Source organism: Psychrobacillus syltrankelensis, assembly GCF_055454035.1.
In genome coordinates this window covers 3,767,713-3,783,875 of record NZ_CM144227.1, presented here as the reverse complement: position 1 = coordinate 3,783,875, position 16,163 = coordinate 3,767,713, and the positions used below count along the sequence as shown (strand labels likewise).

General features: G+C 36.2%; 14 protein-coding genes and 1 pseudogene. 3 read left to right on the top strand and 12 right to left on the bottom strand.

Going from position 1 to position 16,163, the window contains the following annotated elements; translation table 11 throughout:
• Positions 1-61: 61 nt before the first annotated feature.
• Positions 62-268: a DUF4083 family protein gene (locus tag ACTSKG_RS18680; protein WP_464756023.1), complete on the bottom strand. Its 207-nt coding sequence runs from the start codon at positions 266-268 to the stop codon at positions 62-64.
• Positions 269-420: 152 nt separating this feature from the next.
• Positions 421-675, bottom strand: coding sequence for a hypothetical protein (locus ACTSKG_RS18675; protein ID WP_464756022.1), 255 nt, complete (start codon positions 673-675; stop codon positions 421-423).
• Positions 676-1,216: 541 nt separating this feature from the next.
• Between ACTSKG_RS18675 and ACTSKG_RS18670 the strand changes: the two genes are divergently transcribed.
• The 3 genes and pseudogenes from ACTSKG_RS18670 (at position 1,217) to ACTSKG_RS18660 (ending at position 3,817) form a co-directional block, all read left to right on the top strand.
• Positions 1,217-1,615 carry a cytidine deaminase gene (locus ACTSKG_RS18670; protein ID WP_464756021.1) on the top strand — a complete coding sequence of 133 codons (399 nt, stop codon included), beginning with the start codon at positions 1,217-1,219 and terminating at the stop codon, positions 1,613-1,615.
• A gap of 502 nt (positions 1,616-2,117) precedes the next feature.
• Positions 2,118-3,541: pseudogene (locus ACTSKG_RS18665) on the top strand (YfcC family protein).
• 78 nt (positions 3,542-3,619) lie between these two features.
• Complete coding sequence (locus ACTSKG_RS18660; protein ID WP_464756020.1) at positions 3,620-3,817, top strand: hypothetical protein; 198 nt, start codon at positions 3,620-3,622, stop codon at positions 3,815-3,817.
• 524 nt (positions 3,818-4,341) lie between these two features.
• Here ACTSKG_RS18660 and ACTSKG_RS18655 read toward each other — a convergent pair.
• The 10 genes from ACTSKG_RS18655 to ACTSKG_RS18610 all read right to left on the bottom strand — a co-directional run bounded on the left by ACTSKG_RS18655 (position 4,342) and on the right by ACTSKG_RS18610 (position 16,113).
• Positions 4,342-5,520, bottom strand: a complete 1,179-nt coding sequence (locus ACTSKG_RS18655) for a NupC/NupG family nucleoside CNT transporter (RefSeq protein ID WP_464756019.1) — start codon at positions 5,518-5,520, stop codon at positions 4,342-4,344.
• 592 nt (positions 5,521-6,112) lie between these two features.
• Positions 6,113-6,805, bottom strand: a complete 693-nt coding sequence (locus ACTSKG_RS18650) for a FadR/GntR family transcriptional regulator (RefSeq protein ID WP_464756018.1) — start codon at positions 6,803-6,805, stop codon at positions 6,113-6,115.
• A gap of 212 nt (positions 6,806-7,017) precedes the next feature.
• The gene (locus ACTSKG_RS18645) at positions 7,018-7,995 is read right to left on the bottom strand and encodes a 2-hydroxyacid dehydrogenase (protein ID WP_464756017.1); all 978 of its coding nucleotides are present in this window, start codon (positions 7,993-7,995) and stop codon (positions 7,018-7,020) included.
• A 58-nt stretch (positions 7,996-8,053) separates the two neighbouring features.
• On the bottom strand, positions 8,054-9,442 hold the full coding sequence (gudD, locus tag ACTSKG_RS18640) for a glucarate dehydratase (protein ID WP_464756016.1): 1,389 nt from the start codon (positions 9,440-9,442) through the stop codon (positions 8,054-8,056).
• An 82-nt stretch (positions 9,443-9,524) separates the two neighbouring features.
• Positions 9,525-10,994: an alpha-ketoglutaric semialdehyde dehydrogenase GucD gene (gene gucD, locus ACTSKG_RS18635; RefSeq protein ID WP_464756015.1), complete on the bottom strand. Its 1,470-nt coding sequence runs from the start codon at positions 10,992-10,994 to the stop codon at positions 9,525-9,527.
• Between the two features lie 9 nt (positions 10,995-11,003).
• Positions 11,004-11,936 carry a 5-dehydro-4-deoxyglucarate dehydratase gene (kdgD, locus tag ACTSKG_RS18630; protein ID WP_464756013.1) on the bottom strand — a complete coding sequence of 311 codons (933 nt, stop codon included), beginning with the start codon at positions 11,934-11,936 and terminating at the stop codon, positions 11,004-11,006.
• A 109-nt stretch (positions 11,937-12,045) separates the two neighbouring features.
• Entirely contained in the window at positions 12,046-13,059 is a 1,014-nt protein-coding gene (locus ACTSKG_RS18625; protein ID WP_464756012.1) for a mannonate dehydratase, read from the bottom strand.
• Positions 13,060-13,131: 72 nt separating this feature from the next.
• Entirely contained in the window at positions 13,132-14,178 is a 1,047-nt protein-coding gene (locus tag ACTSKG_RS18620) for an ABC transporter ATP-binding protein (protein WP_464758067.1), read from the bottom strand.
• Positions 14,165-15,181, bottom strand: coding sequence for an ABC transporter ATP-binding protein (locus ACTSKG_RS18615; RefSeq protein WP_464756011.1), 1,017 nt, complete (start codon positions 15,179-15,181; stop codon positions 14,165-14,167). The genes ACTSKG_RS18620 and ACTSKG_RS18615 overlap by 14 nt, the downstream gene beginning before the upstream one ends.
• Positions 15,178-16,113 carry an ABC transporter permease gene (locus ACTSKG_RS18610; protein WP_464756010.1) on the bottom strand — a complete coding sequence of 312 codons (936 nt, stop codon included), beginning with the start codon at positions 16,111-16,113 and terminating at the stop codon, positions 15,178-15,180. Before ACTSKG_RS18610 ends, ACTSKG_RS18615 begins: the two co-directional genes overlap by 4 nt.
• Between the last annotated feature and the right edge of the window lie 50 nt (positions 16,114-16,163).

The following is a 16,163-nucleotide window of genomic DNA, read 5'->3' as shown; positions in this document are numbered from 1 at the left end:
GCGGTTTTATTATGAGTATTTAATACAAGGTAGTTATTTATGGAGTTTTGTATTTTTATATCTACGAATTAGAACTACTTTTCTCTAATAATTCAATAATCCTATCTAGTTTTTGCTCAATCTTCTGATCAGAATTCTTAGAAGGTTGAGGGATTTGAGGGTTTTGCGATTGTGAAGTATTTATTAGTAATCTCCGTATAAAGAGTGTAAAAGAAAGGACACCTATAAATATTAAACCTAATATAACAGTTATAAATAAAATTTCCATATCATACCTCCCGTTTTAACTGATTATACCACTTTTATAATTTGTTTCTTAAATTTATCCAATGCTCCATAAACAAACATGAAAATCACAACATTCACGTTTGTTGAATTAACATGAATGTTTCTGACACAAAGAAAATATTTTCAACAATATTATTTGAGAAATGTTATCTCCTTTGTATACGGATTAAACATTAATTCGATTTTTTTTGAATCTTTAATTGCAGTCATACGGTAGACTTCTTTACCAGTTTCTATTTCAACAGTGGTTGTAAAATGACTGTCTATAACTTCTACTTTGTATCTTTGCTCTACTACTGCTTTCGCTTCTGCATAAGAATAACTCGGTTTGACAAATTCATATAACAACGTGGTACTCCCAATTCCAATTATGAACCAAACGATCATTTTAAAGAGTATCTCTTTATCTTTTTTATCACCAAAAGCCATAAACAAAATATAGCAACACGTTACGATAAATAATGTTAGAGTTGTTGATAAAAAGTAGGAAAGGGAATTTATACGTTCGTATTCTTTCGTATCGTAAAAAAAGTAGAATAGGAAGATGCTCGTAACTATGAAGTATATGATCAATGCAAATATGCTTTTCTTCTCGATTATATTTCCCCCTTTTCTAATCTATTCTATCTTAATAACTTGGAAATTCGGAATCTACGGATAACTACCTCATCGGCTACTTGAGAATCTATACGACCATTATACCAATTAGCGGAATCATTTGAAATTTGTTCCCTGTGTCAGAAACAAACATGAAAATTACAACATTCACGTTTGTTTGAATTAACATGAATGTTTCTGACACAGGATTGTTGTTAACATAGATATTGACAAATATTTTTTTATATATATTATTAGAAGTCCTGCCAACAAAATGTTGGTGTTAAGGGAACTGTGAAAAGTTCATTCTTTTTTATGGAGGATGGAAAATATGAATAAAGAGCTATTAATGGAAAGTGCACGTAAAATGAAAGCAGCAGCATATATACCTTATTCCAAATTCCCAGTTGGAGTAGCATTATTATTAAAAGATGGTACTGTAATAAATGGAGTTAACGTGGAGAATGTTTCATTAGGTGCAACTAATTGCGCTGAGAGAACCGCTATTTTTACTGCGATATCAAACGGTTATAGAAAGGGAGATTTTCAAGCGATAGCTGTCGCAGGTGACACGGTAGATTTTCTTCCACCTTGTAGCATTTGCAGACAAGTTATGGCGGAATTCTGTTTACCCGAAATGCCTGTATATTTAACAAATGAGAACAAAGATATATTAGAATTAACTTTGAGGGATTTATTACCTTACGCATTTACGGATTTAGAGATGTAAATTAATACTTATTGAACTAAAGATTGCTTCATAAATATAATAAGAGCATGTTATGATTGATTTTTTTCATAACATGCTCTTTCTATTTGTTCATTTTTATTAGAATTCTGTTAAGTATTGTGTCGGCAATGTATCCCCCCTTCCCCTAAGTAAATAAAAAGGGCTGGAGTTTTTTATTTTAAATCTTCTTCCACTTCGCATTACTCCCTATTCCTAACTTTTTAGGATTATCTTTTTACCAATTGACTCGCGTTGAATTTTATCACCCTTACCTCATTTATTAATTTCAGTCTATTTATGCATATATCTAATTACACTTTGCATACTTTTTGATTTGCTTGAACTTTGTAGTAAACTTTTGAATTCATTAAAATACTTATAACATCTCTAATCTACCACTTTATTTCTCAACAAAATAAAAATTTCCATTGCACACCGAATGAATATACCTTACAATAAATTGAATAAAAATTCACAAACAAACTTATAAGGAGCTTATGGAATGGAAAAAAACATCGAAGTTACACACCAAAATCATTCTCAAAAAAAAGACAAGAAAGCTCTGAACATTAATGCATTTGTATTACTTTTCTTTGTGATTGTCATTTCGGCTATTTTGACATACATTATGCCAGCTGGAGAATATGAACGAGTAGAAAAAGATGGACGTACGATTGTCACTCCTGATTCTTTTCATTTAACAGATTCATCTCCAGTCGGTTTTTTGATATTTTTTCTAGTATTCATACTGGTTTGGTCAATGGTGCCGGCATTATTTTTTTCATTTTAATTATTGGCGGGGCTTTTGGAATTTTAAAGACAACAGGCGCTCTCGATGCATTGATACTAAATTTAACAGCCAAACTTTCCAATCGAGAATTACTGCTTATCCCTGTTCTTATGTTGTTTTTTGGAGCAGGTGGCACATTAATGGGGATGTCTGAAGAGACCATTGTATACATTGCAATTATCACCCCACTCGCCATTGCTTTAGGGCTAGATGCAATGGTTGGTTTTGCGATTGTATCAATCGGAGCAAATATCGGATTCATGAGTGCTATCTTAAATCCATTTAATGTTGGGGTCGCACAAAGTATTGCTGAATTGCCTACATTCTCAGGGATCGGTCTCCGAATTGTATTATTCGCTACGTTATACCTTGTTGGAGTCATCTACGTTTACCGTTATGCAAAAAAAATCAAAGCCAATTCTGAAAAGAGGTTTATCGGAAACGTACAAGTAGGAAATCAAGTGAACATCGATTCTACTGTTAAACTAACCACTCGTCATAAATGGATTCTATCCATCTTTTTACTAAACTTTGTCGTATTGGTTTTCGGAGTTATCAAACTGGGTTGGTATATAACTGAAATCGCCTCTTTGTTCCTACTATTTGGCATTATTATCGGAGTTGTTGGTAAACTAAGTCCGAACAAAATGGCAGACAGTTTCATAGACGGCGCGAAAGACCTTATTGGTGGTGCTTTAATCATCGGGTTTGCACAAGCAATTCTCGTTGTTATTCAAGATGGGAAACTTATTGACTCTGTTTTATTTTACTCATCAACATTTTTAAGCCAGCTATCTCCAATTATGAACGCAATCGGAATGTTCTTTTTACAGCTCTTTCTCAACTTCTTTGTCCCGTCAGGAAGTGGGCAAGCAGCACTTACAATGCCAATCATGGCACCTTTATCTGACCTTGTAGGCGTGACAAGACAAACTGCAGTACTTGCTTTCCAGCTTGGGGATGGTATTTCCAATTCTATTTTTCCAACATCAGGCGTATTACTTGCTGGACTTGCTGTTGCAGGAATACCCTATACTAAATGGGTAAAATGGGTCCTACCTTTACTATTGATCCAAATAGTCATCACTATTCTTTTCTTAATTATTGCTCAAATAATTCATTACGGACCGTATTAACGATTCAGCGAGAGGTCCAACTCTTACTGAATTTAGTTTTTCTCGGCATAATTGAAAAAGACTATCGGAGGTTTTATTATGTACAAAACAAATCTTGTAGATTCAGATTTAATCGCTTGGACAATTGAACAACGCAGACATTTTCATATGTACCCTGAGTTGTCTGGTCAAGAATATGAAACTGCTGCATATGTAAAAGGCAAATTAAACGAATTTGGCATCCCGATCGATCCAAAATTTTCTGCACCTAATGTTGTGGCCTGTACTCGGAGCTGAAGATTATGCGTACTACTTAAAAGAAAAAGTAGGTGCCTTTATTAACGTAGGGATGCAAAGTGAAAAAAGCCAGTATCCTCACCATCATCCGAAATTTGATATTGATGAGGCAGCTATACCAGCTGGAATTGAACTAATGATTCATTTAGCTTTATATGCTTAACAAAACAAAAGGCGATTTATCACACATTCCGTGAGACGAATCGCCTTTTTGGTTCTAGCTAAGGTTCATGTTCCCTGTGTTAGAAACCAACATGAAAATTACATCATAAGGTACACCGTCCTATTCGCGAATTGGGGACACCAAATATTTTAGACACAAAAAAACCTCCTAATCAATTGATTTAGAAGGCTTCGGTAATCTATAAAGTAGGCAAAAGGAGATAAAAATATTAAAGTTCATATCCAACTTTTACCTACTCACTTAAACAGGTTTATTTGACGTCCTTTTGTGTCCAGGAATACTTAGAAGTAATCGCTGGGATGTTGATTTTATTAGGGTTTTTGGATAACACTTTTTCTAACTAGAGGATAAGACTTACAATAATCGCTGATAATATGCTCACTAACGTTGCTCCGTATAAAAGTCTCAAGCCGAAACGTGCTACAACGTTACCTTGTTTTTCATGAAGTCCTTTTACAGCACCGGAGATGATTCCAATGGAAGAGAAGTTTGCAAAAGAAACAAGGAAAACAGAAATGATTCCGATTGATCGTTCACTCAAGCCTGACGCTAAATCTTTTAATGAGAGCATCGCTACAAATTCGTTTGTAACTAATTTGGTAGCCATAATACCACCTGCTGTTACTGATTCTGAAACAGGGATACCCATTAAAATTGCAAATGGAGCAAAGACATAACCAATAATTTCTTGGAATGTGACACCAAATATCATATCAAATAAGTTATTTACCCCTGACATTAGCGCAACGAATCCAAGTAGCATTGCCGCAACTACGATTGCAACCTTGAATCCATCCATAATATACTCGCCCAACATTTCGAAGAAGCTTTGTTTTTCTACTTGCACAACAAGGAGATCTTCTTCTTCGGTTACAGAGTAAGGATTAATAATAGAAGATATGATGAATCCTCCAAATAAATTAATCACGATTGCCGTTACAACATATCTCGGTTCAATCATCGTCATATATGCTCCCACAATAGACATCGATACAGTTGACATCGCTGACGCAGATAGTGTGTATAGACGTTGAGGGGATAATTGCCCAAGCTGTTTCTTCACGGTAATAAATACTTCAGATTGTCCAACAATAGCGGACGCTACTCCGTTGTATGACTCTAACTTACCCATGCCGTTTACTTTACTGATTACCCAACCAATCCATTTCATAATGAAAGGAAGAACTTTAATATGCTGCAAAATTCCAATCAAAGTCGAAATGAATACGATAGGAAGTAGAGCTGTTAAGAAGAATGGAGCTTGTCCTTCATTCGCAATGCCAGCGAATACAAAATTGATTCCATCATTAGCGTATTCTAGTAATTTTGCAAAACCGGCTGCGATTCCCTTAATAAGAATCAATCCGAATTTAGTATTCAGTAGTAAAAAAGTTAAAATTACTTGAATAATTATCATTTGGATTATTGGTCTAATTTTTATTTCTTTACGATTATTACTTGCAACCCAGGCAAGACCCAGCACAACAATTAAGCCTACGATTGAGATTAAATAATTCATGTAATGCCTCCACAAAATTGTATTTCCAGAAGGTCGAACGTCTGACCATTCTATTCTTAGTATACATTGATAATTCATCATATCAAATACTATTTTTTCCATGTAATAAAGGAATACTATATTTTAAGATAGCGGTTTCATAAATAAAGCGAAATTAGTACATATACGCTCCTATTTCACAAGTATTTGTATTAAATTCAACTATTGTCTTTACACCTTGCTGCTATTTCCTTTTAGTCATCAACTATTTATAGAGTTCCTTCATTATTTATCTCTACCTCAGCGAAGTAAAACCAAACTCCACCTTCGTGTTAAAAAATTTTACTCAACCAAAAACCACGATTACCGAATCAACTTCGGTAATCGTGGCTTTTAAATAAGCTTTGTTCCCAGTGTCAGAAACAAACATGAAATTCATAACATTCACGTTTGTTTGAGTTAACGTAAACGTTCCTAAGACAGGGACAAGTTCTTCTCTGCGACGAGCTTCAACGCAGGAGCAAGTAACTGAATTCCTATATGCCCAGAACCAATAATATAGCCCTTTGAAATTGGAATTTCAAAGGGCTCTTTATATAAAATGGCATCTTATTTAATGTTTAGCTACATGATCATCCAATATTTTTTTTCTTACATAGCTTAAATGTTTATACATATGTTTGAATGATTCATATGGATCTCTTTTTTTCAATGCTTCATAAATAGCTACGTGATGCTCAACTGTAATACCTGGTTCCCTGTAAGTAATCAAGCTATCGGTTTTTTCATGTGTGATCAAAAGTGATTCAATCATCCCTTCGACAACTGGATTATTTGCACTTTGTGCTATTAATCTATGAAATTCTTTATCGATTCGACCATATTCGCTATTTGGATTTTCCCTAATCCAATCAATTGTTTCTTTTATTTTTTCCAATTGTGCATCCGATATTTTTTCTGCCGCCATCGTTACTAGTCCTAACTCTAAAGACATACGCGCTTCAATGATAGCAGGGACATTATTAATCGATAAAGCAAGCATTACTTTAAATGGATTACTACCAACTCGTTCGTTTACGAAAGTACCCCCTCGAGGTCTTCTAGTGATTATTTCCAATGTTTCTAATGAACTAAGTGCCTCACGTAGTACGGGTCTACTTACGTCAAACTGTTCCATTAATGTCATTTCTGCAGGCAGTTTGTCTCCAGGATTCAGTTGTCCACTCATTAATAACTGAACGATTTGTTCTAGCACTTGTTGAGAAAGGGTGCTTCTTTTGACTGTATCCATAAGGTACTCCTTCATCTTACACCCCCCTTTTCTAATTCTAGTTTTCATTATTTATTACTCATTTTCTTATCTTCATTATACACTAAAACGCTATGTACTGACATTACTATACAGGTTTATAAATTTGAAAATTACTCAAAATTACCTGTAAAAATAATGCCATTTTTTTTTACTTGATCGACTTATATCGTCCATCTATAAATCCTTATTCTCCTCTATGAGTAAAATCAGATTTCATGACTTACTAGCTTATTCAATGCATTTGTTGGGTACTCCCCTGCAAGTACCTTTAAAACAGAATCGGCGGCTAACATTCCCATCTTAAGCCTTGTTTCTTTCGTCGCTGACCCAATATGTGGTGTAGTTACGACATTCGGAAAGTTTAACAACGGATGATTTACATCAATAGGTTCTTGCTTGTAAACATCGAGTCCAGCTCCACCAATTTCTTTATTGATTAATGCTTGAACTAATGCATCTTCATCTACGACAGCACCACGAGAACCATTCACAAAGATGGCATTTTCCTTCATTAATTTAAATTCATCTGTACTATACATATTCTTTGTCTCTTCGCTGAGGGGAACCATATTACAAACAAAATCAGATTGCTTCAAAAGATCGCTAAAACTACAATACTGTGCATCATAAGTAGATTCAATATCTTCATTACGGCTTCTATTGTGATAAAGAACCTCCATACCAAATCCAAATTTTGCTCGTTTCGCTATCGCTTTTCCAATTCCCCCCATCCCAACAATACCTATTACTTTACCATGAACATCGTATCCAAATAATTCTTCTCCAAGTGTTGCATCCCACTTTCCTTGCTTCACGTATGCATCCAACTCTGGAATTCTTCTAGCAGCTGAAAGTAGTACCCCAAACACTGCATCTGCCACAGTTTCATTCAACACTCCTGGCGTATTTGTCGCCAAAATATTTCGTGTTGTTAACAGATCTAAATCTAAATTATCATATCCAACAGAAATATTGCTTACAATCTTTAATTGTGGACATTCTTGCAATAACTCCTCGTCCACTTTTAAACCGGATCCTAGCAACGCATATGTATCTTTAAGATGTGATATGAACTGCGGATAAGTCGATTCATCTAAATTTTCAAAATAGACAACCTCACACTTTGTACGTAAATAGTCTAAAATTTGTGGATCCACTTTTCTATAAACGATTACTTTTGGCATGATCTCATTCCCCCAATTAACGTCTTTCATTGATTTACTAAATTCCTTATGATTTAACTTATCGTACCAAACACGGACGTTTATTATCAAATTCCCATTTTGGAATTAAATATTGCATCGCCAAAGAATCATCACGAGCTCCTAATTTTTGATCAACATATAGTTTATGCGCTTTTTCAATCTGCTCCATATCAATTTCTATACCCAAACCTGGAATTGTTGGAACATCGATTTTCCCTTTTTTAATTTGAAGAGGTTCTTTCGTTAAACGCTGACCATCCTGCCAAATCCAATGTGTGTCAATTGCTGTAATCTTCCCTGGAGCAGCAGCCGCAACATGGGTAAACATAGCAAGAGAAATATCAAAATGATTGTTCGAGTGAGATCCCCACGTCAAACCCCACTCATGGCACATTTGCGCTACTCGAACAGAGCCTTGCATAGTCCAGAAATGCGGATCTGCTAACGGGATATCTACGGCTTGAAGTTGGATTGCGTGCCCCATTTGTCTCCAGTCCGTTGCAATCATATTTGTTGCTGTTGGTAGTCCTGTTGCACGACGAAACTCTGCCATTACTTCACGAGCTGAATATCCGTTTTCTGCTCCACAAGGATCTTCCGCATAGGCAAGCACACTATGCTGATTTTTACAAAGTCGTATTGCTTCCTCTAAAGACCATCCTCCGTTAGGATCTAGCGTAATTCTCGCTTCAGGAAACCGTTTGGCAAGCGCGGTAACAGCCGCAATTTCCTCTTCACCAGCAAGAACCCCACCTTTTAGTTTAAAGTCATTGAAACCATAGCGTTCATAAGCTGCTTCCGCAAGTGTGACAATCGTTTCAGGCGTCAACGCTTCCTCATGACGTAATCGGAACCATTCATCTTTGGAGCGCATATCACTTCCATATGGTAAATCTGTTTTGTTTCGATCCCCTATATAAAACAAGTAACCAAGCATTTCAACACTACTGCGCTGTTTCCCTTCTCCAAGGAGTTCAGCAACAGGTACTTGTAAAAACTTCCCTAGTAAATCTAAGCATGCTGCCTCCAGTGCTGTTACAACATGGATTGTCGTCCGTAAATCAAATGTTTGCGCACCGCGTCCAGCAGCATCTCGTACAGCAAATTGTTTCCTAACTCTATTTAAAATGGAATTGTATGTACCGATTGATTCCCCAATGACGAATGCTTTGGTATCTTCTAGTGTTTGGCGTATTGCTTCCCCACCTGGCACTTCCCCTACTCCTGTATTTCCATAATTATCTTCCAGGATTACAATATTTCTTGTAAAAAATGGGCTATGAGCGCCACTTAAATTTAACAGCATACTATCATGACCTGCCACTGGAATTACAGTCATCTTTTGTATTATTGGTGTACTCGTTTTTTTCCCATCCACATTAAATTGGTTTATATTGGAATTATCTTTCATCGTATCAATGAACATCTAAAAGCCCTCCCTAAGTATTATTAGAATGTTGAGCAATAGAGGAGTTAAGCTCTTATCGCATAACTCCCCTCACTTCTTCTTATTTAATAAATACCGTTTTAATAGATGTATAAAACTCGATAGCAGCTCTACCTTGTTCACGAGAATGCGAACTAGATTGCTTCATCCCGCCAAATGGTGCCTGTAACTCAACTCCAGCACTTTCTGCATTGATACGAACTAAACCTGCATCCATTTCATTGATGAACGAAAGCATATTGCTAATTTTCGTCGTAAAGATGGAAGCACTTAATCCATATTCAGAGTCATTCGCCATATTTAGTGCTTCTTCAATTGTATCTACTTGCATCAGTGCAAGAACTGGTCCAAAAATCTCTTCCCGTGCAAGTGTCATGTCAGAAGTAACATTTTCAAATACAGTTGGTTCAACAAAATAGCCATTTAACCCATCGTTTTCATTTGGCTTGTTACCACCGAATAGTAACTTAGCACCTTCTTCTTTCCCTTTTTCAATATAAGAAAGTACCGTGTTTAGCTGACTTTCACTAACGCTAGGTCCCATCCATGTATCTGCATCCATACCATCACCGACCGTTATTTCTGCTACTTTTTGAAGCAATTTTTCTTTAAACTGCTCATATACGTCTTTTTGGACAATGACACGACTTGTCGCCGTACATTTTTGCCCGGATGATTTTAATCCACCACTAATTGTTGCTTCTACCGCTAAGTCAAGATCCGCATCATTTGTGACGATTACTGGATTTTTTCCGCCCATTTCAAGTTGATATTTAATACCTTGTGAAATAGCTATTTGTGCTAATTGTTTTCCAACTGTATTAGACCCTGTAAATGTAATAGCATCGACCTCATTATGTGCAACTATTTCTGGTCCTAGAACGGAACCGGAACCCGTCACTAGATTTACAACCCCTGCCGGAATTCCCGCATCATGTAAACACTCAATAACTTTTGCACATGTAATGGCCGCTTCACTCGCTGGTTTGATGACTACCGTATTCCCATACACGAGCGCTGGAGACATTTTCCAAAGTGGAATTGCGACCGGGAAGTTCCAAGGTGTAATTACCCCAACGACACCAAGCGGTACTCTCGTTGTGAACATGATTGCCTCGCTATCAGATGAAGGGATAACGTCACCAACTGATCTCATTCCTTCACCAGCATAATAGCGTAAAATGGCTACACCGCGTGCAGTTTCCCCTTTTGCTTCCGCAAAGGTTTTCCCCATCTCTTTCGTCATTGTTGCAGCAACATCATCTATTCTCTCTTCTAAAATAGAAGCCGCTTTTAGCAAATAATCCCCACGCACACTTCCTGCAAGTTTACGCCATGCTTTCTGTGCTTTTCTTGCAGAAGAAGCCGCATTTTCGGTATCCATTTTAGATGAAAGTTGATAATAACCAACCACTTCCTCTTTCTTCGCAGGATTTTTACTTACTCCCGTTTTTCCTGTTTCAGAAGCAATCCATTCACCGTTAATATAATTTAAATATGTTTTCGTTTTCGTTTCTGTAGTTGTCGTCATAAGGTCCTCCTATTTTACCGGTACTGCCTCAGCCGGATATTTTTCTAATGCATAGTTAATAATTTCTTTTAGTTGCTCATAATGCACATCTTCGACAGGTGCTACTGGTGGTCTAACATTAGTTGTAACTGGAAGCCCTACAATTTTCATACCTGCTTTAATTAGGGAAACTGCGTAACCATTCTTTTGTTTTCGAATTCGATTGATAGGCAAGATTACATTATTATATAGCTCACGTTCTACTTCTTTATTCCCTTTCAATAACGCATCGTAGTACTTTGCTGAAATATGTGGAATATAGTTTGAAATAGCTGAAGAATAAGACGAGAATCCAAGATTTACATAGGCCGCCATCGTTATTTCTGCTAATGGCATTCCATTTATCCATTCAAGACGATCTCCTATTTCGTGAGTAAACTCGATATTCTTCTCCATATTTCCTTCACCATCTTTATATCCTACAAGTTGTGGTAATTCACATAGTTTTTGTAATGTACTTAATTCTAAAATACAATTGTCCCGCTGATAAACAATCGCATTTAAGTTTGTACTTTCAATAATTGTCCGTAAATAATTGTAGATACCATCTTGAGAAGGATTTATTAAATACGGTGGAAGTATTAAATACCCTTCTGCACCAAGTTCTTCGGAAATTTTTGCTTGCTCTAAAGCATGGGAAATATTACCGCCGACTCCCGTGTATAGAGGAACTTTACCTTTTGTTTTCTCGACAGCAACGTGAACCATAGATCTATATTCTTCATTGCTAATTGCATGAAGCTCTCCTGCTCCACACGCTATAAATATAGAAGATAATCCTTCTTCTACTAAAAATTCAATATTTCTGCCTAGTGCATCTAAATCTATTTTCCCCTCTTCATCCATCGGTGCTACTGGAAATCCTAAAATCCCTTTCGGTGCCTTCCTATTCTGTACGCTCATCTATACTTCACCCTTTCAAATTAGTAAACTATCTTTATATGTCTTATTGTAAGACAATTATAATAGTCTGTCAATTAAAATTCTTTATATTCTGATAAATTAGAAAGGATCACTTTCCTTCGAACTCATTTAATGCCGCTAACAGTGCCTTAATATATCCGATTGAATAAGCAAATCCTATACTAGACTCCTTCCAACCAATATTAGAAAATGCCCACTTTTCATCCAAATCTGCAACGTCTCCTGCCAAAATAGGTACATGATCTGGATTAATACAACCGTCATAACCAACTTTTCGAAGTTCAAGTAGCAATTTGAACATATTTAAATCACCATCGTCTAAAAGTGCCTCTTCAAATGCACCTGCTGTTGGCAAACTCCCCCTCACATTACGGAAGTGTACTAGAAAAATTCTTCCTTTTCGGCCAAAATGATTAATTTCATCCAATACTAAGGAGCTTCCACCTGCTTCAGCCCTTGTACCTATACAGTAAATAAATCCAACATTTTTGTTTGGAAAATCATCCATGATTCTATGTAGACCTAACCCACCAAAAGGTGAATCCGGATGAGGTGTATCAGAAGGATGCATCGCAATTTTCACATTGTTATCTTGGGCAACTGGGACTAACTCTTTATATGCACTTTGGAAAATGTTCCACCATTTTTCTAGTTCTTCAAAGGTTGGTGTTTCTGTTTTCTCTTTCAACAGCCCCAAACTTTCTCCACGAGTAATCGCTCCACCACGTTGAATTGCTTTATAGCTTTTAGAACGGCCATAAAATACATCGCCTTCAAACCTTTGCCTAACAATCTCAATTCCTGCTTCCCCAAAGACCTTTACTGCCTGAATAGAATTCTCTAGTTCTTTTTCACTTCCCGGAAGGTTTCGCATAAACTTCTCCGTAAGATTAGGTAAAGTAACACGATTGATATCCATTCCCCAAGAACGAATTCTTCTTTTTAATTGCAATAGTCTGTCAAGATCAGGAAATCCTTGTTCCTTTACTCCTATAAAAGAATGCCCTACTCCAAAGTCAATACAGTCAACTCCAAGTTGAGACATTTGTTGTAGCTCCATATCCGTTAATTCCGTTGTATTTACAGTCACTGAAACTTTCATTATGTTAAATCTCCTTTCAAACTTAACCTTTTATAAAAAGACTAACTACCTTTTCAATGACAGCGCTTACTTTTATGTGTAAAGGTGACATGCTACATGATGATCACTAGTAATTTGCTTTTTCTCTGGGATCACTGATTTGCATCTCTCCTCTGCAACTGGGCATCTTGTATGAAAAACGCAACCTGATGGTGGATTTAATGGAGACGGCATTTCACCATTTAGTATAATTCTCTCTGATTTTCCACCCAATTTCGGTTCAGGAACTGCAGATAATAGTGCCTGGGTATAAGGATGTAAAGGGTTCGAAAATAATGCTTCAGTTGGTGCTTCCTCTACTAAGTTTCCAAGATACATAACACCAATTCGATCAGAAATATAACGAACTACACTCATATCATGTGAAATAAACAGATAGCTTAGCGATAACTCAGTTTGTAATTTTTTTAACAGATTAAGAACTTGTGATTGAATGGAAACATCTAAAGCGGATACAGGTTCATCCATGATTAAAATTTTCGGATTTAAAATAAGTGCTCTAGCTAGACCAATTCTTTGTCTTTGACCTCCGGAAAACTCATGTGGATATCGATAATAATGTTCAAGTTGCAACCCAACTTTTTCTAATACTTCCATTACCATTTCTACTCGCTCTTTTGCATTTCCAATATTATGAATAACTAATGGTTCCTCTAATATTTTTCCGATTCTTTTTCTAGGATTTAAGGACGAATAGGGATCTTGAAAAACCATTTGGATATCTTGCCGCACTTTTCTTAGCTCTTTACTAGAACTCTGAAAAATATCGCTTCCATTATATAGAGCCTGTCCATTTGTATGCTCCGTCAACTTTAGCAACGTCCGTCCAGTTGTGCTTTTCCCGCAGCCTGACTCTCCTACTAACCCATACGTTTCACCTTTATAAAGTTTAAAGGAAACATCATTCACTGCTTGCACAAATGTTTTTTCTTTCTTAAAATCTATCAAACCTTTTTTCACAGGAAAAAATTTCTTTAGATTTTTTAATTCTAAAATTGTTTCTTTCGCATCTTTTTCTTTATTAATTTTGGACGCTTCATGATTAGTAAATTCCAAATTACTTGATTCAAGTGTAAGCATGGACATCTGCAGCTACCTCCTGTTTTGCAAGTATTTTTTCGAAGTTCCAACACTTTACTTTTTGTGTAGGAGAATATTCACTAACGGGTGGTGAAGATGTAATGCATTGTTCTTCTGCAAATGGACATCTAGTTGCGAATCTGCATCCTATAGGTACACGTGTCAATGGAGGAACAGTTCCTTCAATCGTATGAAGAGGTAGCGTTTTATCACAATCCAACTGGGGTATCGATTTGATAAGTCCTTGAGTATACGGATGCAAAGGTCTTGAAAATAATTCTTCTAAGCTTGCTTCTTCTACAACTTCTCCTAAGTACATGACAATTACCCTAGAGCATAACTCAGCAACTACACCTAAGTCGTGTGTTATAAAGATGATTCCCATATCTAATTCCGTATTTAGGTTTTTCATTAAATCTAATATTTGCGCTTGTATAGTTACGTCTAATGCTGTTGTAGGTTCATCAGCAATTAACAACTCAGGTCGACAAGCAAGTGCCACAGCTATCATTGCTCTTTGTCTCATCCCACCCGAAAGATTATGCGGATATTCCTTTGCTCTCTTTTCAGGTGAGGGAATTCCTACTAATTGGAGCAGTTCTATAGCCTTTTGCTCAGCAACTTTTTTACTTACCTTTTGATGTAAAATGATAGATTCTGAAATTTGACGACCTACAGTGTGGACCGGATTTAGAGTGCTAAGAGGGTCTTGGAAAATCATTGAAATTTGATTTCCTCTAACCTTGTTCATCTGTTTGTTATTTAGACTCAAGAGATTATTTCCTTTAAAATTAATTTCCCCTTCAAATTCTACGGTACCCTCTTCGAATAGTTGGAGAATTGTTTGGGACATAACACTTTTTCCACAGCCTGATTCACCAACTACCCCAACAATCTCTCCTTTTTTAACATGAAAGGATACACCATTCACGGCAGTTACAAGCCCTGTTTCTGTATAAAAACTTGTTTTCAAGTCATTTATCTCTAATAGTAAGTCGGTCATATCATACTCTCCTTCTCACTTTTTCTAGTACGTTTTCTCTTAACCTTTTTATAATGTGGATCCATTATGTCTCTCAAGCCATCCCCTAAAGAATTAAGCCCAATGACTGCTAAGATAATCATCGCACCAGGAAAGACTGTCATCCACCATGCATTAAATATGACCAGCTTTCCATCATATAAAATATTCCCCCAACTTGGAGCTGGAGCTGGAATCCCCGCACCTAGAAAACTTAAAGCGGCTTCAGTTATAATAGAATCAGCAAAAATAAATGTCGCCTGAACGATTAAAGGTGAAAGTACATTAGGTGCTATATGACGCCAAATAATGCGACTAGAACTAGCTCCTTGAGATTTCATCGCTTCTATGAATGTTTGCTCACGAATAACTATTGCTGCAGAACGTACAATTCGGGCTACATACGGCGTAAAAACGATACTTAATGCAAGGATGACATTTTCGACTTTTGGTCCTAAGGCTGCCATAAGTGCAATCGCTAATAATATCCCGGGAATTGCCATTAAACCATCACATATTCTCATTAGAATATTATCTAATCTTTTATAATAACTAGAATATAAACCTATTGTTAAACCTACTGCTGAAGTGATTAACGCAATTGATACTCCAACACCTAATGATGATCTAGCTCCATAAATAATACGTGTAAGTAAATCTCTTCCGAAGTTATCCGTACCTAGCAAATGAGCTACATTTGGGGACTGAAGACGATTACTTACGATCATTTCATATGGACTATAACCTATTAAAAAGGGACCAACGACACTTAGAAGCACTAAAATTGAAAGTATTACTAATCCAATCATCAAAGAATAGTTAGAAATAAAGCGTTTTTTAAGTAATTCTTGTTGTTCTTTCTTTAATTTTTTTCTTGCTTTTGACAAGGCTAATGTACTTCCTATAACTTCCACAAGATACCTCCTTGCTATTTAAAATCTATAGTTCAATTATCTTCAATATT